Raw genomic sequence first — 22397 nt, 5'->3', positions numbered from 1 at the left:
GGTTCGCCGGATCAAGCCGAGCGGTGAACCGGGTCAGACGGTGAAGCCCAGGGCGCGCAGCTGTTCCCGGCCCTCGTCGGTGATCTTCTCCGGGCCCCACGGCGGCATCCACACCCAGTTGATGCGGAAGTCGTTGACCAGGCCACCGCCACCGCCGCCGACCAGGGCGGAGCGCGTCTGGTCCTCGATGACGTCGGTCAGGGGGCACGCGGCCGAGGTCAGCGTCATGTCGATCAGGGCGACGTTGTCCTCGTCCACGCGGATGTCGTAGACCAGGCCGAGGTCGACGACGTTGATGCCCAGTTCCGGGTCGACCACGTCGCGCATGGCCTCCTCGACGTCGTCGAGGGAAGCCACGTCGGCCTTCGGCGCGGGCGGCTCGGGCATGCCCTCGACGCCGCGCACCACGTCCTCTTCGGTGCTCATGCCTTCGCTCCCTCGCTGCGGGACACCGCGTCCTTGAAAGCCATCCAGCCCAGCAGCGCGCACTTCACGCGCGCCGGGTACTTCGCCACGCCCGCGAACGCGATGCCGTCCTCCAGGACGTCCTCGTCGGGCTCCACCTGGCCGCGGCCCTGCATCAGCTCGACGAACGCGTCCATCTTCGCGAACGCCTCGTCCACCGGCCGGCCCACGACCAGGTCCGTCAGCACCGACGTGGAGGCCTGGCTGATCGAGCAGCCCTGCCCGTCGTAGGACACGTCGGCGACCTTGCCGCCGTCCAGCTTCACGCGCAGGGTCACCTCGTCCCCGCACGTGGGGTTGATCTGGTGCGACTCGGCGTCGAACGGGTCGCGCAGGCCGCGGCCGTGGGGGTTCTTGTAGTGGTCCAGGATGATCTCCTGGTACATCTGCTGGAGCTGCATCAGGCCACCCCGAAGAACTTCTGCGCCTCACGCACGGCGTCCACCAGGGCGTCCACCTCGTCGAGCGTGTTGTACAGGTAGAAGCTGGCGCGCACCGTGGCGGCGGCGTCCATCCTGCGGTGCAGGGGCCACGCGCAGTGGTGGCCGACGCGGACCGCGACGCCCAGGCTGTCGAGCACCTGGCCGGCGTCGTGGGCGTGGACGCCGTCGACGACGAACGACACGGCGCCGCCGCGGTCCTCGGTGTCCAGGGGGCCGACGACCCGCACGCCGGGGATGCCGGCCAGGCCCTTCAGGGCCGCCTCGGTGAGCTGGTGCTCGTGCGCGGCGACCCGGTCCACGCCGATCGCGGTGAGGTAGTCGACGGCCGCGCCCAGGCCGATGGCCTGGGACGTCATCGGCACGCCTGCCTCGAACCGCGCGGGCGGCGGGGCGAACGTGGAGCGGTCCATGTGGACCAGCTCGATCATCGACCCGCCGGTGAGGAACGGCGGCAGCGCCTCCAGCAGCTCGCGGCGGCCGTAGAGGACGCCGATGCCGGACGGGCCGAGCATCTTGTGGCCGCTGAACACCGCGAAGTCCACGCCCAGGTCGTGGAGGTCGACGGGGCCGTGCGGGACGGACTGGCAGGCGTCCAGCACGGTGAGCGCGCCCACGCGCCGGGCGGCGTCCACGAGGGTGCGCACCGGGTTGACGGTGCCCAGCACGTTCGACTGGTGGGTGAACGCGACGACCTTCGTGCGCTCGTTGACCAGGGTGTCGAGGCCGGACAGGTCCAGGCGGCCCTCGTCGGTCACGCCGAACCAGCGCAGCGTGGCGCCGGTGCGGGCGGCGAGCTGCTGCCACGGCACGAGGTTGGCGTGGTGCTCCATCTCGGTGACGACGATCTCGTCGCCGGGTCCGAGGCGGAACCGCTCGGCCTCGGGGCCGGCCGTGGCGGCGTTGCCCATCGCGTACGCGACGAGGTTGACGCCCTCGGTCGCGTTCTTGGTGAACACGACCTCGCCGTAGTCGACGCCGACGAAGTCCGCGATCTTCTGCCGCGCGGCCTCGTAGGCGTCGGTGGCCTCCTCGGCCAGCTGGTGCGCGCCGCGGTGCACGGCGGCGTTGGCGGTCTCCAGGAAGGCGCGCTCGGCGTCGAGGACCTGCCTCGGGCGCTGCGAGGTGGCGCCGGAGTCCAGGTAGACCAGCCGCCTGCCTTCCCGCACGGTGCGGCCCAGGATCGGGAAGTCCGCGCGCACGGTAGCGACGTCCAGTGGAGCGGCGGTGGTGGTCACGGCTCCGACGCCTCCTCTCGGTACGAAGGTCACAACAGGTGCAACGTCAGCCGGTGGTGGCGGCTTCCGGCTTGCCGATGTACTTCACGTAACCCTCGGCCTCCAGCTGGTCGGCCAGCTCGGGGCCGCCGGACTCGACGACGCGGCCACCGGCGAAGACGTGCACGAAGTCGGGCTTGATGTACTTGAGGATCCGGGTGTAGTGCGTGATCAGCATCACGCCCGCCTCGCCGGACTCCTTGTACTTGTTCACGCCCTGCGAGACCACGCGCAGCGCGTCGACGTCCAGGCCGGAGTCGGTCTCGTCCAGGATCGCGATCTTCGGCTTGAGCAGGCCGAGCTGGAGGATCTCGTGGCGCTTCTTCTCGCCGCCGGAGAAGCCCTCGTTGACCGAGCGCTCGGCGAAGGCCGGGTCGATGTCGAGGTCGGCCATCGCGCCCTTGACCTCCTTGACCCAGTGCCGCAGGGCGGGGGCCTCGCCGCGCACGGCGGTGGCGGCGGTGCGCAGGAAGTTCGACATCGACACGCCGGGCACCTCGACCGGGTACTGCATGGCGAGGAACAGGCCGGCGCGGGCGCGCTCGTCCACGCTCATCTCCAGCACGTCCTCGCCGTCCAGCAGCACGCTGCCGGAGGTGACCTGGTACTTGGGGTGGCCGGCGATGGCGTAGGACAGGGTGGACTTGCCCGAGCCGTTCGGACCCATGATCGCGTGGGTCTCGCCGGACCTGATGGTCAGGTCGACGCCCTTGAGGATCTCCTTGGACGTCTCGTCGGTGGTGACCGAGACGTGCAGGTCCTTGATCTCCAGAGTGGCCATTGGTGCTCAGTTCTCCTGGTGTGGCAAGCGAAAGTCAGTTCGTGGTGGCGTTCGTGGCGGTGGTGACGTCCACGTAGACGTCACCGTCGCGGAGTTCGACGGCGAACACGTCGACCGGCTCGGTGGCGGGCGGCGAGGACGGGCGGCCGGTGCGCAGGTCGAAGCACGACCCGTGCAGCCAGCACTCCACGCCCTTGCGCGTGACCTCGCCCTCGCTGAGCGAGACCTCCGCGTGCGTGCACAGGTCGCGCAGGGCGTGGACGGCGTCGCCGTCGCGGACGAGCAGGACGGGGGTGTGCTCGTCGCCCACCTCGACCGCGAACGGCTTGCGGTCGTCGAGGTCGGCGACCGAGCACACCTTGATCACACGCCCACCGCTTCCAGTTCCGCCTCGATGGCGGCTTCCAGGCGCTCGCGCACCTCGGGAACGGTGATCTTGAGCAGGATCTCCTGGAAGAAGCCGCGCACGACCAGCCTGCGGGCCTGCTCCTCGGGGATGCCGCGCGCCTGGAGGTAGAACAGCTGCTCGTCGTCGAACCGGCCGGTGGCGCTGGCGTGGCCCGCGCCCTCGATCTCGCCGGTCTCGATCTCCAGGTTCGGCACCGAGTCGGCGCGGGCGCCGTCGGTCAGCACCAGGTTGCGGTTGAGCTCGAAGGTCTCGGTGCCCTCGGCCGCGGCGCGGATCAGCACGTCGCCGATCCACACGGTGTGCGCGTCGTCGCCCTGGAGCGCGCCCTTGTAGACCACGTTGCTGCGGCAGTTGGACACCGCGTGGTCGATGAAGGGGCGGTGCTCCAGGTGCTGGCCCGCGTCCGCGAAGTACAGGCCCAGCAGCTCGGCGTCGCCGCCGCGGCCCGCGTAGGTCACCACGGGGGTGATGCGGACCAGGTCGCCGCCGAGGGTGATGACGGTGTGCTTGAACGAGGCGTCGCGGCCCAGCTTGGCGTGGTGGGCGGACACGTGCACGGCGTCGTCGGCCCAGTCCTGGATGGCCACGACGGTCAGGTGCGCGCCGTCCTCGACGACGAACTCGACGTTGTCGGCGTAGGCGCCGGAGCCGCGGTGGTCGATGACGACGACGCCCTCGGCGAACTGCCTGGCGTGCACCTGGAGGTGGCCGTAGGCGACGCCGCCCCGGCCGGGGCCGGTGACCGTGACGGTGGTCGCCTCGGACTTCGCGTCACCGGGCAGCGTGATGACGGTGGCCTCGGTGAACGAGGTCCACGCCTGGGCGGCGACGCGGTCGCCGGGGGTGCCGGCCACGCCGAGGCGCCGGTCGTCGCGACCGACGGTCTCGGCGGTCACGCCTTCGGCCGCGACGACCTCGACGGTCGGCTTCGCGGTGGCCTCGGCGCCGTTGTGCAGGTTGGCGAGGCGCTTCATGGGGGTGAAGCGCCAGATCTCCTCGCGGCCCCCGGGCACCTCGAACGCGGCCACGTCGAAGGACGTGAAGTGGTCCGCGCGCGAGGAGACGGGGGCGCCCGCGCCGTGCGAGTGGGCCGTCAGGCCGTGCTGCTGGTCTTCGGTGGTGACGGCCATGTCAGCCGACGGCCCCTTCCATCTGAAGCTCGATCAGGCGGTTCAACTCCAGCGCGTACTCCATGGGCAGCTCGCGCGCGATGGGCTCGACGAACCCGCGCACGATCATGGCCATGGCCTCGTCCTCGTTGAGACCGCGGGACATGAGGTAGAACAGCTGGTCCTCGGAGACCTTCGAGACCGTGGCCTCGTGGCCCATCGCCACGTCGTCCTCGCGGACGTCGACGTAGGGGTAGGTGTCCGAGCGGCTGATGTTGTCCACCAGCAGCGCGTCGCACTTGACCGTGGACTTCGAGTGGTGCGCCCGCTTGTTGACCTGGACCAGGCCGCGGTAGGAGGTGCGGCCGCCGCCGCGCGCCACCGACTTCGACACGATCGTGGACGACGTGTGCGGCGCCATGTGGACCATCTTCGCGCCCGCGTCCTGGTGCTGGCCCTCGCCCGCGAACGCGATCGAGAGGACCTCGCCCTTGGCGTGCTCGCCCATCAGGAACACGGCCGGGTACTTCATGGTGACCTTGGAGCCGATGTTGCCGTCGATCCACTCCATGGTCGCGCCCTCTTCGGCCTTGGCGCGCTTGGTGACCAGGTTGTAGACGTTGTTCGACCAGTTCTGGATGGTCGTGTAGCGGCAGCGGCCGCCCTTCTTGACGATGATCTCCACGACCGCGGAGTGCAGCGAGTCCGAGGAGTAGATCGGCGCGGTGCAGCCCTCGACGTAGTGCACGTAGGCGCCCTCGTCGACGATGATCAGCGTGCGCTCGAACTGGCCCATGTTCTCGGTGTTGATCCGGAAGTAGGCCTGGAGCGGGATCTCCACGTGCACGCCCTTCGGCACGTAGATGAACGAGCCGCCCGACCACACCGCGGAGTTCAGCGCGGAGAACTTGTTGTCACCGGCCGGGATGACGGAGCCGAAGTACTCCTTGAACAGCTCCGGGTGCTCCTTGAGGCCCGTGTCGGTGTCCAGGAAGACGACGCCCTGCTCCTCCAGGTCCTCGCGGATCTTGTGGTAGACCACCTCGGACTCGTACTGGGCGGCGACACCGGCGACGAGGCGCTGCTTCTCGGCCTCCGGGATGCCCAGCCGGTCGTAGGTGTTCTTGATGTCCTCGGGCAGGTCTTCCCAGGTCGCGGCCTGCTTCTCGGTCGACCGGACGAAGTACTTGATGTTCTCGAAGTCGATGGCCGAGAGGTCGGAGCCCCAGGTCGGCATCGGCTTGCGGTCGAACAGGCGCAGGGCCTTGAGCCGGTAGTCCAGCATCCACTCGGGCTCGTTCTTCTTGGCCGAGATGTCCCGAACGACGTCCTCGTTCAGGCCCCGGCGAGCGCTCGCGCCTGCCACGTCCGAGTCGGCCCAGCCGAACTCGTAGTTGCCGATGCTCGCCAGGGTCTCTTCCTGGGTGAGCGGGGCTGTGGTGGTGCGCTGCTCGGCAGCGGCAGTCATGCGGGCTCCCCTCCATCTGGGATCCGGGGTGTGTTCGGGATGTGCGTCGTGCACACGGCATCGCCGCGCGCGATCGTGGCCAGGCGCTGCACGTGCGTGCCGAGCAGGTCGGCGAACGCCGCCGTCTCGGTCTCGCACAGCTGAGGGAACTCGGCCGCGACGTGCGCGACGGGGCACAGGTGCTGGCAGAGCTGCTCCCCCGCCCCCACGTGCCGCGCCGAGGCAGCGTAGCCCTCCCTGGTCAACGCGACCGCCAGGGCCTTGGCCCGTCCGGCGGCGTCGGGTTGGGCCACGATGGCCGCCCGGTGCTGTTCGACGAGCGCGGAGACGCGACGCCGCGCGAAGGCCCGTACCGCCTCCTCCCCGCCCTGTTCGGCGAGGAACCGCAGCGCGGCCACGGCGAGGTCGTCGTAGGCGTGCCCGAAGCGGGCCCGCCCCTGCTCGGTCAGCAGGAAGAGCTTGGCCGGGCGACCCCGGCCGCGCTGCCCCCGTCGGGGGGCCTCCCTGCTGGTCGCCTCGCCGTCGGCCACCAGCGCGTCGATGTGCCTGCGCACCGCCGTGGGGCTCAGGCCCAGCTGCTCCGCGACCGAGGCCGCGGTGACCGGGCCCTGCTCCAGCAGCAGGCGTGCGACGGCGTGCCGGGTCCGCCCGTCGTGCCCGGCGGGCACGGCGGTCAGGTGCTCCCCGACGTTTTTCACAACACCAGTGTTGCGTATTTCGTCGGCGCTCGCAAAGATCGCCCCGCGTCGGGTGACCCGACTCACCCCCGGGAGGCGGTCGATACCCTTCCGGCGTGACGGCGGGCGGAATGGTGACGGGCGATCGGGCTGAGCTCCGCGAGGCGGCGCCGCTGGACGCGCCGGAGCGCCGCCAACTCGACATCATCCGCCGCTGGGGCACGGTCGGCGCGCTGCTGCTGGTCGTCGGCTCGCTCGGGTCCGGCGCGGCCCCGGTGTTCAGCCCGCTGCCGGGCACGCCGCTGCTGGGCCTGTTCGTGCGGATGCCGACCGCCTCCATGGCCGTGGTCTGGACCGGCATGTTCATGGTGGTGTCGGCGTGGCTGTGGCTGGGCCGGTTCGCCCGGCCGGGCAGGCCGCGGCTGATGACGCGCAGCCAGCTCGACCGGACGCTGCTGATGTGGATCACGCCGCTGGTGTTCGTGCTGCCCATGTTCAGCCGGGACGTCTACAGCTACCTGGCCCAGTCGCAGATCGCGGCCAACGGCCAGGACCCCTACGAGCTGGGCCCGGCCACGGCGCTGGGCGTCGAGCACCCGCTGACCAAGAACGTGCCGAACATCTGGCGCGAGACGCCCGCCCCGTACGGGCCGCTGTTCCTGGCCGCCGGGCGGGTCATCTCCATGGTGACCGGCGACAGCGTGCTGCCCGGCGTGTTCCTGCACCGGCTGCTGGTGCTGCTGGGCCTGGCCATGATCGTGTGGGCGCTGCCCCGGCTCGCGCGCCGGTTCGGCGTGCCGCCGGTGAGCGCGCTGTGGCTGGGCGCGGCGAACCCGCTGGTGCTGTTCCACCTGGTCATCGGCGTGCACAACGAGGGCCTGGCGATCGGGCTGATGCTGGTCGGCCTGGAGCTGGCGCTGCGGAAGATGCCCACCACGCCCGGCGCGCCGATGACGCGCGAGGAGCTGGTGTGGATCGCGCTGGGCGCGACCATGATCACCATGGGCGCGGCGGTGAAGATCCCGGCCGCGCTGGCGCTGGGCTTCCTCGGCGTGATGATCGCCCGCCGGTGGGGCGGCCGGTTCTCCGACCTGGTGCGCGCGGCGCTGCTGTTGTCGCTGGTCTCCGGCGTGGTCATGGTGGGCACGTGCGTGGGCACGGGCCTGGGCTTCGGCTGGGTGCAGACGCTGAGCGTGGCCTCCGAGGTCAAGAGCTGGATGTCGCCGCCGACCGCGATGGGCTTCCTGGGCGGCGGGCTGGGGCTCGTGCTCAAGCTGGGCAACCACACCGAGTCGATGATCGTCCTCATGCGGCTGGTGACGCAGGCGGTGTCGGTGGCGATCGCGGCGACGCTGCTGTGGAAGGCGTTCCAAGGTCGGATCAAGGCGGTCAACGGGCTGGGCGCGGGCCTGGGCGCGGTGCTGGTGCTGGGGCCGGTGCTCCAGCCGTGGTACGTGCTGTGGGCGGCGTTGCCGCTGGCCACGGCGGTGCTGGCGCGCCGGTTCCGGGTGTTCGCGACCACCGCCAGCGCGGTCATCGCGGTGGTGCTGCCCCCCACCGGCTCGGCGTTCGACGGCCGCGCCTACATCGTGCCGCAGGCCGTGCTGGGCGCGCTGGTCGCGTTCGCGGTGTGCGTGCTGGTGGCGCGCCGCCAGGTGCTCCCGCTGCTGCGGCGGGACCCGGTGCCCGGCTCGGTGTGAGCCGCCGCGGCGCGCGCCCCGGCAGTCCCGAGGTGTAACCGGTTGCCCGGTTCGGCCGAGACACGGTTGCTGGGATGATCGGCCGCGTCCGGGGAGGGATGCCGTATGACCGACGTGCCGCAGGAGCAGATCCGGTTCGCCGTGGTGCTCAACGGCGGGGTGAGCCTGGCCGTGTGGATGGGCGGGGTCGTGCTGGAGCTGGACCGGCTCACCAGGGGTGACGGCCCGTACGCGCGGCTGCTGGACATGGTCGGCAGCACCGCGCGCGCCGACGTCATCACCGGCACGTCCGCGGGCGGCATCAACGGTGCCGCCCTGGCGTTGTCGCAGGTCAACGCCAGTGCCAGGCTGGAGCGGCTGCGGGACCTGTGGGCCGAGCAGGGCCGCATGGAGCAGCTGCTGCGGACCCCGTTCCGGGGCCAGCCGGTGTCGCTGCTGCGGGGCGACGAGTTCTTCCTGCCGCGGCTGCGGGAGGCGCTGGGGCGGCTGACCGCGGACTTCGAGCCGACACCGCAGCACGAGCGGCCGGTCGACCTGCGCATCACCACCACGCTGCTGACCGGCGTGCCCACGGTCACCCACGACGACCTGGGCCAACCCCTGGTGCAGTCGTCCCACCAGGGCAGCTTCTCGTTCCGCCGCGACCCGGGCGGGCGCGACGACTTCACCGCCGAGCGGCTGCCCGCGCTCGTGGAGCGCCTCGCGCTGGCCGCCCGCTCCTCGGCGTCGTTCCCGTTCGCGTTCGAACCGTCGTTCATCCCCGTCGCGCCCGGCGCGCCCGACCAGGGCCGGCCGAACATGGCCGAGGTCGCCTCGTGGGCCAACGGCACCGACAACCGGTCGCGCTTCGCGGTCGACGGCGGCGTGCTGGTCAACACGCCCACGCGGGAGGCGCTGGAGGCCATCGACCGGATGCCCGCCGAGGGGCCGGTGCGGCGGGTGATGCTGCTGGTGTTCCCGCACGCCCGCGACGAGGTCGTGGAACCGGTGGCGCCGGTGGACGGCGCGCTGCCCAGCACCGTCGCCACCGGCGGCAGCCTGCTGGGCGCCCTGACCAGCCAGAGCGGCCGCACCTACGTGGAGCGCATCGAGGAGCACAACCGCAACGCCGCCTCCCGCCGCGGCGGCCGCAACGCGCTGCTGGACCGGCTGGCGTCGGGCGGCTCGGTCACCGCGAAGCTGTACGCGCTGGCCGGCACGCTGCACGAGCACTACGAGGACGTGCGCATCCGGCACGCGGCCCGCGACGTCACCGCCCGCCAGTTCGAGGTGCCCGGTGCCAACACGGCCGGTTGGACGTTCGAGCGGGTGCGCGCGGCGGCCGAGGCGGCCCAGCGGGCGCACCACGCCGAACGGGGCAGCCTGCCGTACGTGCCGGCCGCGCCGCAGCCCACCGCGCTGCCCGAGCGCGGCTGGCCGTGGGGCATCGCCATGGCCGAACGGCTCGCCTCGGCGGCGATGGACCTGCTCAAGCGCCTCGTCTGGGTGATGCCGGACGCGCAGCGGCTCGGCCTGGCTCGCACCGACCTGCACGACGTGCGCTCCCGGCTGCGCGCCCTGCGGTCCCGGCTGGACGAGCACTGGACCACCGCCGAGCCGGAGGAGCTGGACCAGGAGTACTGGGAGCGGCGGCTGCGCCGGTTCGCCGAGCGGATGCTGACCGCGCCGGACGACGTCGGGCAGCGGGTGCGCGAGCAGGTCGACCGCATCGCGGACATCCTCGGCGACGCCCACGACATCCTCGACGGCCTGGACGACGAGCAGCTGCGCATGGGGGTGCTGCGGTCGTGGCACCGGCTGCTCACCGAGCCGCGCACCGAGGCGGAGGCCGAGGCCGGCCTGACCGGGGACGAACTGTGGCTGTCGCGGGCGCTGGCGCTGGAGGTGGCGACCACCTGCCTGGCCGACGACACGCGCGGCGAGCTGGACCAGGCCGTGGAGCTGGTGCAGATCAGCCTCCAGACCCGCAACGCGTTCGCCGAGTACAGCCTCACCCCCGACGACAAGGCGGGCGGCGCGTCGCTGAGCCGGTTCTCCGGGTTCCTCAAGCGGTCCTGGCGCGTCAACGACTGGATCTGGGGCCGCCTCGACGGCGCCACCATGCTGTGCAAGGTCGTGTTCGACCCGAAGCGGCTGCTGCGGGTCGACCGGCTCACCGGCGCCGACGGCGACCCCGTCCAGCGGGCCGGGCGGCGCGTCGACGAGCTGGTCGCCGCCCTGTTCGGCGAAGGGCTGCCGGCCGACCTGCGGCCGTGCGCGGAGAAGGCCAAGCACGAGCTGGCCCGCGTGTACGCGGACCCCGACGGCGACCACCCGCCGACGTGCGCGGCGCTGGCCGAGCTGGCCTCGTGGGCGCTGCACATCCAGATCGTGTGCGAGGAGCTGCCCGCGCTGCGCGCCGCGATCCTGGCCGACCGGCTGGAGGGCGCGGACCGGCGCTCGCGCGGCGAGCTGTTCCTGGAGGAGCAGGCGGCGCTGCTGGCGCGGCTGCCCGTGCGCACCGACGCCGAACGGGTCGAGGTGGGCCTCCAGGCGCTGCGGGCGTTCGACCGGGCGGGCATCGGGCGCGAGCCGCTGGTGCAGGAGGCGAGCAGCGACCAGGTCATCCGCACCGCGGCGACGGCGGCGGCCGTGGCGGTCACCGTGGTCGACAGCGAGAACTCCGGGCTGGGCACGGCGAAACCGCTGACCAGGGCGTTGCGCGGGGCGGCGCTGCTGCCGTACTGGACGATCACCGGGCTGACCCGGGGCGGCCAGTTGGCGCAGTTCCTCGGGCTGCTGGGGTTCGCGCTGGGCGGCGCGCTGCTGGTGCTGTCGCTGTTCGACCTGCTGCCGCCGTGGGCGGTGGGCCCGGCGGCGGCCCTCGGCGGCGGCACGCTGCTGGCCGCGTTCGGGTACGCGGCGCTGCGGTCCGGGACGCTGCTGCACGGCCTGGTGCTGCTGTCACCGGTGATCCCGCTGGTCACGGTGGCGATCGACCGGACGCGGGACGCGATGGCCGGCGGCGAGACCGGCGACCAGGCCACCACCGGCATGGTCGCGGTGGGCGGCGTGCTGCTGGTCGTGGTGGGCCTGCTGGTCATCGGCAGCCTGCCCGCGCCGGTCGGCACTCCGCTGGCGGTGCTGGCGAAGATCAGGCTCAAGCCGCGGCTGCTGCTGCGGGTGCTGGTCGCGGCGGCGATCGTGGTCGGCGTGTGGGTGTTCGTGCGGTTCCGGCTCTACGACCTGCCGCCCGTGTTGGTGGTCGTGGGCACGGTCGTGGCCGTCCTGTTCGGCGCGGTCACCTCCTACGTGCTGGGCAGCTCGCTGCGGCGGTGGCGGCAGGTCGACGGCGCGTGGGACACCGAGCCGGCCGAGCCGCCCGCGTCGGCGACCGCCGGGTGGGCCGCCGTGTACGGGTCCGCGCTGCTGGTGGTGGCCGCCGCGGTGCAGGTGTTCGAGCTGCGGTTCACCGGGTGGGAGGCGGTGCTGGTCACGGCGCTGGCGTTCGGGCTGGTGCTGCTGTTCGTGACCACGTGGTGGGTGCCGCTGCGGGCCCGGCGCACCATCGCGACGTCGCTGGTCGAGCAGATGGCGATCGTGGACTTCGACCCGGACGACGTGGAGGGCGCGCTCCTGCGGCGCCTGGAGGGCCACGGCATGCTGTTCAAGTTCCTCACCGAAGTGGCCCCCGACGGCCACCTCCGCCTGAACTCGAACGGCCAACGCGTGGCCCACCGCGTCCGCCGCCTCTCCACCACAGGCACAGACCGCGACTAACCCCGCGAGTCGTACGCCCAGAACGCGCGTGTCGTACGTTCAGGACCCCTGAACTCCATGTTCAGGAACCCCGAGCCGCACATCCGGTTGTCCTGAACGTGGAACTCGGGGGTCCGGGACGTACGACACGGTGGGCCGGAACGTACGACTCGCGGGGTCAGGCGGCTAGGGCTGCGGTGGGGCTGGTGGTGGGCAGGCCGGCTCGGGCGTAGAGGGCCTCGAAGGTGTCCAGGGTGGTGGACAGGGCGTGGGCGGCGATCAGGTCGCTGCTCGCCGCGCCCATGCGGGCCGTCACGGCCGGGTCGGCGAGCACGGCGTGCAGGCGGTCGGCCAGGCCCCGGACGTCGCCGGGGGTGAACAGCCAGCCGTTGCGGCCCGGCCGGCACAGGTGCGGCAGCGCCATCGCGTCGGCCGCCACCACCGGCCGGCCCGCGGCCATCGCCTCCATGGTGGCCAGGCTCTGGAGCTCGGCGATGCCCGGCATGCAGAACACGTCGGCCGACGCGTAGGCGTCCAGCAGCTCCTCCTCGGACACGAACCCCCGGAACCGCACCCGGTCGGCGATGCCCAGGTGGCGCGCCAGCAGCTCCCACTCCGCCCGGCACGACCCGTCGCCCACGACCTCCGCGCGCAGGCGCGGCACCAGCGCCACCGCGCGCAGCAGCTCGTCCACGCGCTTCTCCTCGTCCAACCGGCCCACGAACAGCACGGTCGGCGCGTCCGCGCGCCGCTCGGGGCGCCGGCCCCGGTACCGGTCGACGTCGATACCGCACGACACCGGCACCGCCCGCGGCGGGAACCCGTTGTCGTGCAGCAGCTCCACGGCCCGCGGCGTCGGCGCGGTCACCACGTCCGCCACCCCGTACACCCGGCCCAGGTCGCGCCACGCCCACCGCGACGCCGCGCCCCGCAACCACTCCGGCACCCGCGCGTGGCCGAACAGGTTCTCCGGCATGAAGTGGTTGGTCGCCACCGTCGGCACCCCCAGCTCCGCCGCCCGCCGCAGCACGAACCGCCCCACCACGAAGTGCGCCTGCACGTGCACCAGGTCCGGCCGCAACCGGTCCAGCAGCACCTCCACGTCCCGGCGCACCTCCCACGGCAGCCCTATCCGGAACGTCCGGTGGAACGGCGTGCGGTGCGACCTCAGCCGGTGCACGGTGAGGCCGTCGACGTGCTCGAAGCCCGCCCGCCCCGTCGGGGACGCGCAGATCACGTGCACGTCGTAACCCCGGCCGGCGAGGCCGACGGCCAACCGGTGGGCGAACCTGGCCGCGCCGTTGACGTCCGGTGGGAAGGTGTCCGCGGCGATCACGACCCGCTGGGCGCGTCCGTCGTTCACAGTCTTCTCCGTTCTGGTGGGAACTGCTCGTGGTCCACGTGCCAGCGCCACCACGCCGCCGACGGCGACCAGGGCGCAGGCGAGTTCGGCCAGGGCGACGGCGCCGCTGGTCCGGTTCGCCTCGCCGAGCAGCCCCGCGCCGATGCCGACGGCCACGAGCGGGTCCACCACGGTGAGGCAGGCGACCGCCAGGTGCGGCGGTCCACTGGCGTAGGCGTGCTGGGTGAACCAGCCGCCGATGATCAGGGCGACGGCGATGCCCGCCGCCGACAGCGCGGTCGTCCAGGACACGCCGCCCCGCTGGACGTCCTGGGACACCGCGCGCATGAGCACGGACACCAGGCCGTAGGCGACACCGGCCGCCGTGCCGAACCCGAGGGCCCGCGCCGTCGGCCGCTTCGCCAGCACCCCCAGCAGGGCGGGCCCGGCGACCAGGCCGAGCGCCAGCAGCCCGGCCCGCACCTCCGCCTCCGGCGCGACCGCGGTGGCCGTGGCGCTGCCCGCGGCCAGCAGCACGAAGGCGCCCACCCCGAGCGTGGTCACCAGCACCGCGGGCAGCTCGCGGCGGCGCCCGTCCAGCAGCGCCGTGATGCCGATCGCCACCACGCCCACCGGCTGCACCACGCTCAGCGGCGCCATCCCCAACGCCACCGCGTGCACCCCGGAGCCGACGACGAGCAGCAGCAGGCCCAGCAGCCACCGCGGCCGGCGCACCAGCTCCGACAGCCTCGGCGCGCCACCACCCGCCCGCACCGCGTCGTGCTGGAAGCGCGCGGCGAAGGCGAAGCACACCGCGCCCAGCACCGCCAGCGCCACCGCGAACCACGTCACGACGACACCCCCCGGCGGACCGCGGCCGCGGCCAAGGCGAACAGCAGGCCGTAAAGCAGGACGAACAGCACCCGTTCGAAAAGACCCAGCAGAACCGCGCCGCTGCCCGGCCGGACCACCGCGACGTGGCTGAGCATAAAAGCGACGGAGGTGATTCCGGCAGCCACGGAAAAACGTCGAACCGCGGTACTGGCGGTGAACGTCCGGGAAACCAACCACCCCGCCAGCGGCAGCGCCGCGAACATCACCGCCCCCGCGTACCGGTGCACCGCGCCCGAGAACGACGTCGGCTCGCCCACCGGGTCCGTCGGGAACACCGCGGCCACCGCCAACCCCGCCGACCACAGCCCCATCAGCCACGACGCCGCCCCGCGCCCCGGCAGCCCCGACCGCACCAGCGCCAGCAGCAGCCCCGCCGACGCCGCCGACAGTGACAGCGCGGTCACCGTCAGCAGCACCGCGCCGTCGTCCACGAAGATGTAATCGCTGACGGTGTGCCGCACCGGGCTCAATTCACCGACCGAAACCACGTGCAGGTACCCGACCGGGAGCAATGAGCCGATCAGCCCAACCACGGCCAACGGCAGCACCACCGCCCGGCTTTTCCCCCTGAATCCCGCCACAACAGGAATCCTGGTGGGCCGACCGCACCGAAAGATATCCGGAACGCCCCCGAGGAAACCCTGAGGCGACCCCCGGGATCCCTGGTAGGGCTGACCCCACCACCGGCCCCAACCGGCCAGGTCCTACGCTTCGCTGTCGTGAGCCCGCACCCCCAGCACCCTGCCGTGGAAGTGTCGGGGCTGGTCAAGCGCTACGGCTCCACCGTCGCGGTGAACGGACTCGACCTCACCCTCGACACCGGCTCCGTCCTCGCGCTGCTCGGCCCCAACGGCGCCGGCAAGACCACCACCGTCGAGGTGTGCGAGGGGTTCCGCCGAGCCGACGCCGGGCAGGTCCGCGTCCTCGGCCTCGACCCCGCCCGCGACGGCGACCGGCTGCGGGCCCGCATCGGCGTCATGCCGCAGGGCGGCGGTGGCTACCCCGGCGTGCGCGCCGACGAGCTGCTCCGCCTCGTCGCCGCCTGCGCCGCCAACCCCCACGACCCCGCGTGGCTGCTCGACGTGCTCGGCCTGGCTTCCGTCGGCCGCACCCCCTACAAGCGCCTCTCCGGCGGCCAGCAGCAACGCCTGTCCCTCGCCTGCGCCCTCGTCGGCCGCCCCGAGCTGGTGTTCCTCGACGAACCCACCGCCGGCCTCGACCCGCAGGCCCGCCACCTCGTGTGGGACCTCGTCGCCGCCCTGCGCGCGGACGGCGTGAGCGTGCTGCTCACCACCCACCTCATGGACGAGGCCGAAGCCCTCGCCGACCAGGTCGTCATCGTCGACGCCGGCCGCGTCGTCGCCCAGGGCAGCCCCGCCGAGCTGACCACCCGGCACGACGAGCAGCAGCTCCGCTTCCGCGCCCGACCCGGCCTGGACCTGACCCTGCTCCGCGACGCCCTGCCCGAGGGCATGGAGGTCCGCGAGACCACCCGCGGCGCCTACGTCGTGCAGGGCACCATCGACCCGCAGGTCGTCTCCACCGTCACCTCCTGGTGCGCCCAGCAGGGCGTGCTCGCCGAAGAGCTGACCGTGGCCAGGCGGAGCCTGGAAGACGTGTTCCTGGAGCTGACCGGCAGGGAGCTGCGCTCGTGACCGAACACCGGTTCGCCCCCGGCACCTTCACCCCCGCACCCGGCCGCGGCAACCTCGCCCGGATGCTGTTCGCCCAGGCCCGCACCGAGACCGCGCTCACCCTGCGCAACGGCGAACAGGTCCTGCTCACCGTCCTCATCCCGGTCGCGCTGCTGGTCGCGATGAGCCTCATGGCGGTCATCCCCGTCCCCGAGCCGCGCGTCGCCTCCGCCACCGCCCGCGTCCTCGCGCTCGCGGTCATCTCCTCCGCCTTCACCGGCCAGGCCATCGCCCTCGGCTTCGACCGCCGCTACGGCGTGCTCAAACGCCTCGCCGCGACCGCCCTGCCCCGCTGGCTGCTCGCCGCCGGCCGCGTGACCGCCGGACTGGCCGTCGTCGCCGTGCAGGTGCTCATCCTCTCCGTCGTCGCGCTCCTGCTCGGCTGGCGGCTCCCGCCCGTCGGCGGCCTGCTGTGGGCGGTCGCGCTCCTCGTCCTCGGCTCCCTGACCTTCGGCGCCCTGGGCGTCCTGCTCGGCGGGGCGCTGCGCGCCGAGGTCGTCCTCGCCCTCGCCAACATCGCCTGGTTCGTGCTGCTGCTCATCGGCGGCGTCGCCCTCGGCGTCGACACCCTGCCCGCGTGGCTGGGCGTGATCGTGGACGCACTTCCGTCCGCCGCCCTCGCCGAAGGGCTGCACCACGCGGTCGTCGACGGCGCCGCCCCCGCGCTCCACCACGTGTTGGTGCTGGTCATCTGGGGTGCCGCCGCGGGAGCCCTGGCGACCAGGACCACCCGGCTCGACTGACCCCGCCCGGAACGCCCCCCGCCGCGGTACCTACCATCGGGAGGTGCCCGCCTGGTTCACCACCGCCCTCAGCCGGTTCCAACGCGCCTTCGCCGTCGCCGTGGTCATCGCCCAAGGCGGCATCGCGGTCACCGGCTCGATCGTGCGCGTGACCGGCTCGGGCCTCGGCTGCCCCACCTGGCCCCAGTGCTTCGAGGGCAGCCTCGTGCCCACCGAGCACCCCGAGGTCGCCTCCCTGCACCAGTGGGTCGAGTTCGGCAACCGCACCCTCACCGGCGTGGTCGGCGTCATCGCCGCGCTGTGCGTGCTCGCCGCCTGGTTCAACCGGCCCCGCCGCAAGCGCGTGGTGACCCTCGCCCTCGTGCAGTTCGGCGGCGTGGTCCTCCAGGCCCTCATCGGCGGCGTCACCGTGCTCACCGGCCTGCTGTGGTGGACCGTGTCCGTGCACTTCCTCGTGTCGATGGCGCTCGTCTGGTTCGCCGTGCTGCTGGTCGCCTCCCTCGGCGAGGGCGACGAACCCGCCCGGCCCCTCGTGCCCCGGCCCCTGATGGCGCTCCAGACCGTGCAGGCCGTCGTGCTCGGCCTCCTGCTGCTGGCCGGCACCTTCGTCACCGCCGCCGGACCGCACGCCGGCGACGCCGACACCCCGCGCCTGGACGCGCCCGTCGACACCCTGTCCCAGCTGCACGCCGACCTGCTGTTCCTGTTCCTCGGCATGCTCGTCGCGCTCGGCTTCGCGCTCAAGGGCCACCCCGTGCCGCGCCGGCCCTACTACGTGCTCGTCGGCGTGGTCGTCGCCCAAGGCGCCCTGGGCATGGTCCAGTACTGGACCGGCGTGCCCGAGGTGCTCGTGTCGCTGCACGTGCTCGGGGCCGGCGCCGTCGTCGTCGCCACCGCCGCCCTGTGGGTGTCCACCAGGGAGCGGGCTCACCGCGCCGAGGACGGCCTCCGCTCCCAGACCGCGGGCAGCTCCGTCGCCAGCCACGTGTAGAGGTCGTCGACCGCGCGCAGCCGCATGGCCCGCTCCGGGTCACCGCTCATCAGCCGCATCCCCGCCTCGGTCAGCTCGCGCACGCTGACCAGGGCGTCCAGCTTGGCCTGCACCAGGTCGGCCCACCGCTTCTCGTTGATGCGGTACTGCGCCGCCTGCCTGCCCCGCCGGGTCCGCTTGGTCACCAGACCCGCGTTGACCAGGAACTTCAGGTTCGTGCTGATCGAACCGCTGCTCGCCTCCAGCTCCTGCGACAGCTCCGCGGCCGTGCGCTCGGTCGGCTGGCACACGAGCAGGTAGCCCATGATGCGCCCCCCGATGAGCGGGAAGCCCTCCTTCTCGAAGTGCGCCGCGAACCTCTCGATCCACGCCGACAGCCGGGTCTCCCGTCCGACGCTCACCGCGACCCCCTTTGTGCTTCGGTCAACACTGAAACCATAGTAGGTCGCGTGCTGATCTTCGCGCAAAGGTGTGGCGCCGCGTGTCGGGTTCGGGGGCGCCGAACGCACGACACGCGAGGGCCGAGCGCATGACACGCGGGGTCCGAACGCACGACACGCGAGGGCCGGGCGCATGACACGCGGGTCAGAGGCGGCGCAGGCCGGCCAGGACCCGTTCCATCAGGCCCAGGTCCGGTTGTTCGGTGGAGGCGGTGTCGTGGACGTCGATCAGGCCGCGTTCCGCCATGTCGCCGAGCAGCACCTTCGCCACGCCCAGGGGCAGGCGCAGCAGGGCGGCGACCTCGGCGACCGACCGGGGGTGGTCGACGAGGTTGATCACCTCGTGGTACTCGGCCTTCATGCCGCCCGGGTAGTCCCAGTCCACCGCGGAGACCAGGGTCTCGATCTCCAACTGGTAGGACGAGGTGGTGCGCCCCCCGGTCCACGAGTAGGCGCGGACGATCGACGCCGCCTCCTCCCGGGGGTACTCGAAATCGTCGTCGTCGAACACCGGGCGGTGCGGCTTGGTGTCCCCCGTGTCGCCGGTGTCGGCGGCGGCCGGCTCGTCCGGTTTCGGCCCGGCGCCCGGCTTGCGGCGCCCGGCGTCCAGGCTGAACCCGTTGAGCAGCGCCGCGAACGCTTGGTCCGACGACCCGGCGGGGTCTTGGTCGTGGCTCATAACCACCTCACGCGGACGGGCGGGCCATCATCCGCTTCGCGCCGTGGAGCTGGGCGCGCAGCTCGGGGGTGAGGAGCTGGCCGACCTGGTCGACCACGACGGTCATCTCGTAGGCGACCTGGCCGACGTCGGCGTCCGGCGCGGCGAGCACGGCCAGGCACGAGCCGTCGCGGATCGACATCAGCAGCATGATCCCGTACTGCATCTCGACCACCGACCTGAGCACGCTGCCGCCGTCGAAGCAGCGCGACGCCGACTCGGTCAGGCTCGCCACCCCCGCCGCGATCGCGGCCAGCTGGTCGGCCCGGTCCTCCGGCAGGCCGCTGGACGCGGTGAGCAGCAGGCCGTCCACCGAGATCACCACCGCGTGGGCCACTCCCGGCACGCGATCGGCGAAGTTGCTCACCAACCAGCCGAACTGGTCGACCTGTCGGGACTTCTGCGCGCTCATCCGTTGTTCTCCTGACCGGCTCGGTTCTCCCCGGACTCCTGCACACCTTGCCGGATACCGGTCTGGTAGCTGGACAGGAAACCGCGTGTCGCCTGCGGATCCCTCCGTACGGGTGCCACCGCGTCGGGTGCGCCCGGCCGTTCGGCCACCAGGTTCTCCACCAGGTTCTTGCGCGGCCGCCTCTTCGGCAGGCCTGACGCGCTCTCGGTCACGGGCGCCTCCCCGCGCTCGTGGTCTTCCGGCGCGCGGTGGCGCGCCGGCTCGGCGGGTCCGGTCGGCACGCGGGTGCCGCCGAACCACGTCGACCCGTTCCGCCGCGGCGCGGGCGACGGCGCCGGTGTCGGCGTCGGGGCCGGTGCGGGCGCGGCGGGGGGCGACGGATCTGTGGTGCGTCCGCTGAACGGCGACCAGCCGTCCTGCTTCAGCGGCACGACGGGCGGCAGCGGCGGCACCGCCGGCGGCATGATCAGCGATTGAGGGCCGGTGGACGGCGATTGCGGCAGCACCGGCTGCGGACCGGTGGACGGCGACTGAGGCAGCACCGGCTGCGGACCGGTGGACGGCGCGGGAGGGGTGGTGGGCGCGGAGGGCAGGCCGTGCGCGGGGAGCGGCTGCGGGCCGGTCGACGGTCCGCCGGGGAGGGGAACGGCCGGGGGGCGGGCGGCGGGCGAGGGGCCCGCCGGGGCGGAGCGCTGCGAACCGGACATGCCGAGGCCCGGGAGGCGTTGCGGCATGCCGGCCACGTGCTTGCCGTTGGCCGGCAGGGCGGGCGCCGGGACCTCCTGCCGCGGGACGGCGTGGGCGGGCGCGGGCCTGCCGGGCGCGGCGCCGACCGCGCGGACCAGCTCGGCGGGCAGCGCCACCACGGCGCGCAGGCCGTCGCCCTGCTCGCGCAGCACCACCTCGATGCCGTGCCGCCCGGCGAGCCGGCCGATCACGTACAGGCCGAGCTGGCGGGACACCGTCAGCTCGCCGGAGTCCTCGTCGGCGGCCAGCTCGATGCGGCGGTTGGCCTGGGCCAGGTCCTCCTCGGACATGCCGACGCCCTGGTCCACCACGTCCACCAGCACGCCGCCGCCGGGGCGGGCCCGGCCGCCGACCACGACCTGGGTGCGCGGCGGCGAGAACGTGGTGGCGTTGTCCAGCAGCTCGGCCACCAGCCGCACCAGGTCGCCCGCCGCGTAGCCGACGACCTCGACCGACGGCGTGGTCTGCACGACGACCCGCTGGTACTGCTCGATCTCGGACGCGGCGGCGCGCAGCACGTCGCCCAGCGGCACGGGCCGGGTGAAGCGGCGGGCCACGTCGCTGCCGGAGAGCACCATCAGGTTCTCGTTGTTGCGGCGCATCCGGGTGGCGAGGTTGTCGAGCTTGAACAGGTTCGCGAGCTGCTCGGGGTTCTCCTCCTGGCGCTCCAGCTCCTCCATGAGCTTCAGCTGCCGCTCCACCAGGCCCTGGCTGCGGCGGGACAGGTTGGTGAACGCGTTGCGCATCGCGGCGCGCAGGTCGGCCTGCTCGGCGGCGGAGCTGACGGCCTGCCGGTGCACCGCGTCGAAGGCGCGGGCGAGCTGGCCCAGCTCCTCCCGGGTGTGCACGGGCACGGGTTCGACGGACACGTCGGGCGCGGCGTTCTCGCGCAGCTGCGCCACCAGCGCGGGCAGCCGGTGCTCGGCCACGTCGAGCGCGGCGCCGCGCAGCGCCCGCAGGGAGCGCAGCAGGTAGCTGCCGACGACGAAGCCGATGCCGGCCGCCGCGAACAGCGACGCCAGCAGGATCACCGAGGCGGCGCCCGCGCGGTCGCTGGTGCTGTCCTGCAGGCGGGCGGCGGCGTCGGCGAGCTGGTCCTCCAGCGACCGCAGCTCGATGCCGACGAGCCCGAGCGCGGCCCGCGAGCTGCTGTTCCACTCGTCCACGGGCACGTCGGTCGAGACCACGCCGGGCACGCTGCGCACGTACTGGAACAGCCGGTTGCGGGTGTCCACGTCCGGGCCGGAGAACGTGGCCCGGTAGTCCTGCTGCTGCCGCGGCGTGGCGACGGCGGCGAAGTCGGCGAGCTTGTCCTCCTGGCGGGTCCAGGACTGCTCCAGCATGATCATCTCGTTGGCCAGCAACGTGCCCCGGCTGATGCCCGCGAGCACGGTGGCCTGCTGCCAGGACATCTGCTCGGCGGCCATGGCCAGGTTGTGCAGGGCCGTGGCGGTGCCGGACAGGGCGGGGTCGCCGAAGTCGCCGACCATGGCCTGGTCGAAGTCCAGCAGGGTGCGCAGCACCACGCTGTAGCCGCCGATGCCGCCCGCCAGGTCCACGGTGCCCGCGAGCACGCGGTCGCGCAGCTGCGGCAGGCCGTCGAGCTGCACCACCACGTCCTGGAAGCGGGCGCCGGCCACCTCGCCGAGCCGGGCGCGGGCGACGAGGTTCTTCACGCCGGCGGCGGCCGTGTCGGTGGTGCGGACCTGGGTCCGGAAGTCGTCCGCGTCGACGCCCTGGCCCTCGGCGCGCTGCGCGGCCAGCGCGCGTTCCGACTGCACGCCCTCGATCAGCGGGTCGAGCCCGGCGCGCAGCGTCACCAGCCGCTGCATCGCGGCGTAACCGTCCGCGCTCGCCACGTAGCCGCGGATCTGCACCAGGCCCGCGCCGACCGCCACCATCACGGGCACCGCCAGCACGGCGGCGAGCTTGATGGGCAGGCGCCAATTCCGCCAGTCCGCGACGGCGGACCACCACTGCCGTCGCGAGTTGTTGTCGCCAGTCACCAGACAAGCCCCGGAAAGTCCGTAGTTGTTTCAACTTTGAACGACGCCGACAGCTTTATGACGGCGGGCGGCGGATGTTGCTGCGCGATAGTAGGTGGTGGACAGGCCCGGGACAACGACCTTGCGGTCCGTCCTCATCCGATTGGCGCAGCGTGACGACCGACGGATCCATCGGACGCCTATTGAGACGTCTTGCGACGTCGCAGCGGAGCGACCCGCGCGAAGCCGGCCACCCGGTTGCCCCGGAGGCGTTGACTGTCGAGCCGGCGCGGTTACGCTGAGCACTCGCCGGCGATCCGCGCGATCCCCCGCGCGCGGCGCGGCAAATCCCCGTGGAGGATTGATG

Annotated in this window: 19 protein-coding genes; 5 read left to right on the top strand and 14 right to left on the bottom strand. The window is 73.0% G+C overall.

All coding sequences use genetic code 11. The features are described 5' to 3' along the window. Positions 1 to 33: 33 nt before the first annotated feature. From ACFV4N_RS19535 to ACFV4N_RS19500, 8 genes are read right to left on the bottom strand one after another with little or no spacing between them, the layout of a single operon-like run. Entirely contained in the window at positions 34 to 426 is a 393-nt protein-coding gene (locus tag ACFV4N_RS19535; protein ID WP_499673959.1) for a metal-sulfur cluster assembly factor, read from the bottom strand. Beyond that, positions 423 to 866 carry a Fe-S cluster assembly sulfur transfer protein SufU gene (sufU, locus tag ACFV4N_RS19530; protein ID WP_499673958.1) on the bottom strand — a complete coding sequence of 148 codons (444 nt, stop codon included), beginning with the start codon at positions 864 to 866 and terminating at the stop codon, positions 423 to 425. Before sufU ends, ACFV4N_RS19535 begins: the two co-directional genes overlap by 4 nt. Further along, the gene (locus ACFV4N_RS19525; protein ID WP_499673957.1) at positions 866 to 2143 is read right to left on the bottom strand and encodes a cysteine desulfurase; all 1278 of its coding nucleotides are present in this window, start codon (positions 2141 to 2143) and stop codon (positions 866 to 868) included. The genes sufU and ACFV4N_RS19525 overlap by 1 nt, the downstream gene beginning before the upstream one ends. A gap of 46 nt (positions 2144 to 2189) precedes the next feature. After that, positions 2190 to 2963, bottom strand: coding sequence for a Fe-S cluster assembly ATPase SufC (gene sufC, locus ACFV4N_RS19520; protein ID WP_499673956.1), 774 nt, complete (start codon positions 2961 to 2963; stop codon positions 2190 to 2192). Positions 2964 to 2997: 34 nt separating this feature from the next. Continuing rightward, on the bottom strand, positions 2998 to 3330 hold the full coding sequence (locus ACFV4N_RS19515) for a non-heme iron oxygenase ferredoxin subunit (protein WP_499673955.1): 333 nt from the start codon (positions 3328 to 3330) through the stop codon (positions 2998 to 3000). Beyond that, positions 3327 to 4502 (bottom strand): Fe-S cluster assembly protein SufD, encoded by a 1176-nt coding sequence (gene sufD / locus ACFV4N_RS19510; RefSeq protein ID WP_499673954.1) that lies wholly within the window; start codon positions 4500 to 4502, stop codon positions 3327 to 3329. Before sufD ends, ACFV4N_RS19515 begins: the two co-directional genes overlap by 4 nt. Position 4503: 1 nt before the next feature. Continuing rightward, the gene (gene sufB / locus ACFV4N_RS19505) at positions 4504 to 5949 is read right to left on the bottom strand and encodes a Fe-S cluster assembly protein SufB (protein WP_499673953.1); all 1446 of its coding nucleotides are present in this window, start codon (positions 5947 to 5949) and stop codon (positions 4504 to 4506) included. Further along, positions 5946 to 6647, bottom strand: coding sequence for a helix-turn-helix transcriptional regulator (locus ACFV4N_RS19500; protein ID WP_499673952.1), 702 nt, complete (start codon positions 6645 to 6647; stop codon positions 5946 to 5948). The genes sufB and ACFV4N_RS19500 overlap by 4 nt, the downstream gene beginning before the upstream one ends. Positions 6648 to 6757: 110 nt before the next feature. On the opposite strand from ACFV4N_RS19500, the gene mptB reads away from it, so the two are divergent. Both mptB and ACFV4N_RS19490 read left to right on the top strand, forming a co-directional pair. Then, the gene (gene mptB, locus ACFV4N_RS19495; protein ID WP_499673968.1) at positions 6758 to 8326 is read left to right on the top strand and encodes a polyprenol phosphomannose-dependent alpha 1,6 mannosyltransferase MptB; all 1569 of its coding nucleotides are present in this window, start codon (positions 6758 to 6760) and stop codon (positions 8324 to 8326) included. A gap of 105 nt (positions 8327 to 8431) precedes the next feature. Next, the gene (locus tag ACFV4N_RS19490; RefSeq protein ID WP_499673951.1) at positions 8432 to 12085 is read left to right on the top strand and encodes a patatin-like protein; all 3654 of its coding nucleotides are present in this window, start codon (positions 8432 to 8434) and stop codon (positions 12083 to 12085) included. 157 nt (positions 12086 to 12242) lie between these two features. Here ACFV4N_RS19490 and ACFV4N_RS19485 read toward each other — a convergent pair whose 3' ends face one another. After that, entirely contained in the window at positions 12243 to 14258 is a 2016-nt protein-coding gene (locus ACFV4N_RS19485) for a glycosyltransferase (RefSeq protein ID WP_499673950.1), read from the bottom strand. Further along, positions 14255 to 14833 carry a DUF998 domain-containing protein gene (locus ACFV4N_RS19480; protein ID WP_499673967.1) on the bottom strand — a complete coding sequence of 193 codons (579 nt, stop codon included), beginning with the start codon at positions 14831 to 14833 and terminating at the stop codon, positions 14255 to 14257. Before ACFV4N_RS19480 ends, ACFV4N_RS19485 begins: the two co-directional genes overlap by 4 nt. A gap of 186 nt (positions 14834 to 15019) precedes the next feature. On the opposite strand from ACFV4N_RS19480, the gene ACFV4N_RS19475 reads away from it, so the two are divergent. From ACFV4N_RS19475 to ACFV4N_RS19465, 3 genes are all read left to right on the top strand, one after another. Further along, positions 15020 to 15955 carry an ABC transporter ATP-binding protein gene (locus tag ACFV4N_RS19475; RefSeq protein WP_499673949.1) on the top strand — a complete coding sequence of 312 codons (936 nt, stop codon included), beginning with the start codon at positions 15020 to 15022 and terminating at the stop codon, positions 15953 to 15955. 62 nt (positions 15956 to 16017) lie between these two features. Continuing rightward, positions 16018 to 16737, top strand: coding sequence for an ABC transporter permease (locus ACFV4N_RS19470; RefSeq protein WP_499673966.1), 720 nt, complete (start codon positions 16018 to 16020; stop codon positions 16735 to 16737). A gap of 43 nt (positions 16738 to 16780) precedes the next feature. Next, entirely contained in the window at positions 16781 to 17728 is a 948-nt protein-coding gene (locus ACFV4N_RS19465; RefSeq protein ID WP_499673948.1) for a COX15/CtaA family protein, read from the top strand. Here ACFV4N_RS19465 and ACFV4N_RS19460 read toward each other — a convergent pair. The 4 genes from ACFV4N_RS19460 to ACFV4N_RS19445 form a co-directional block, all read right to left on the bottom strand. Beyond that, positions 17665 to 18129, bottom strand: a complete 465-nt coding sequence (locus ACFV4N_RS19460; protein WP_499673947.1) for a GbsR/MarR family transcriptional regulator — start codon at positions 18127 to 18129, stop codon at positions 17665 to 17667. The two genes, ACFV4N_RS19465 and ACFV4N_RS19460, sit on opposite strands and share 64 nt — an antisense overlap. Positions 18130 to 18313: 184 nt before the next feature. Continuing rightward, positions 18314 to 18847 (bottom strand): DUF742 domain-containing protein, encoded by a 534-nt coding sequence (locus tag ACFV4N_RS19455; RefSeq protein ID WP_499673946.1) that lies wholly within the window; start codon positions 18845 to 18847, stop codon positions 18314 to 18316. A gap of 7 nt (positions 18848 to 18854) precedes the next feature. Continuing rightward, the gene (locus tag ACFV4N_RS19450; RefSeq protein ID WP_499673945.1) at positions 18855 to 19298 is read right to left on the bottom strand and encodes a roadblock/LC7 domain-containing protein; all 444 of its coding nucleotides are present in this window, start codon (positions 19296 to 19298) and stop codon (positions 18855 to 18857) included. After that, positions 19295 to 22051, bottom strand: coding sequence for a nitrate- and nitrite sensing domain-containing protein (locus ACFV4N_RS19445; RefSeq protein ID WP_499673944.1), 2757 nt, complete (start codon positions 22049 to 22051; stop codon positions 19295 to 19297). Before ACFV4N_RS19445 ends, ACFV4N_RS19450 begins: the two co-directional genes overlap by 4 nt. Positions 22052 to 22397: the final 346 nt, after the last annotated feature.

Source organism: Actinosynnema sp. NPDC059797 (assembly GCF_042732085.1).
Taxonomy (GTDB): domain Bacteria; phylum Actinomycetota; class Actinomycetes; order Mycobacteriales; family Pseudonocardiaceae; genus Actinosynnema.
The sequence above is the reverse complement of the archived record's forward strand: the minus strand, read 5'-3'. Positions and strand labels throughout refer to the sequence as shown.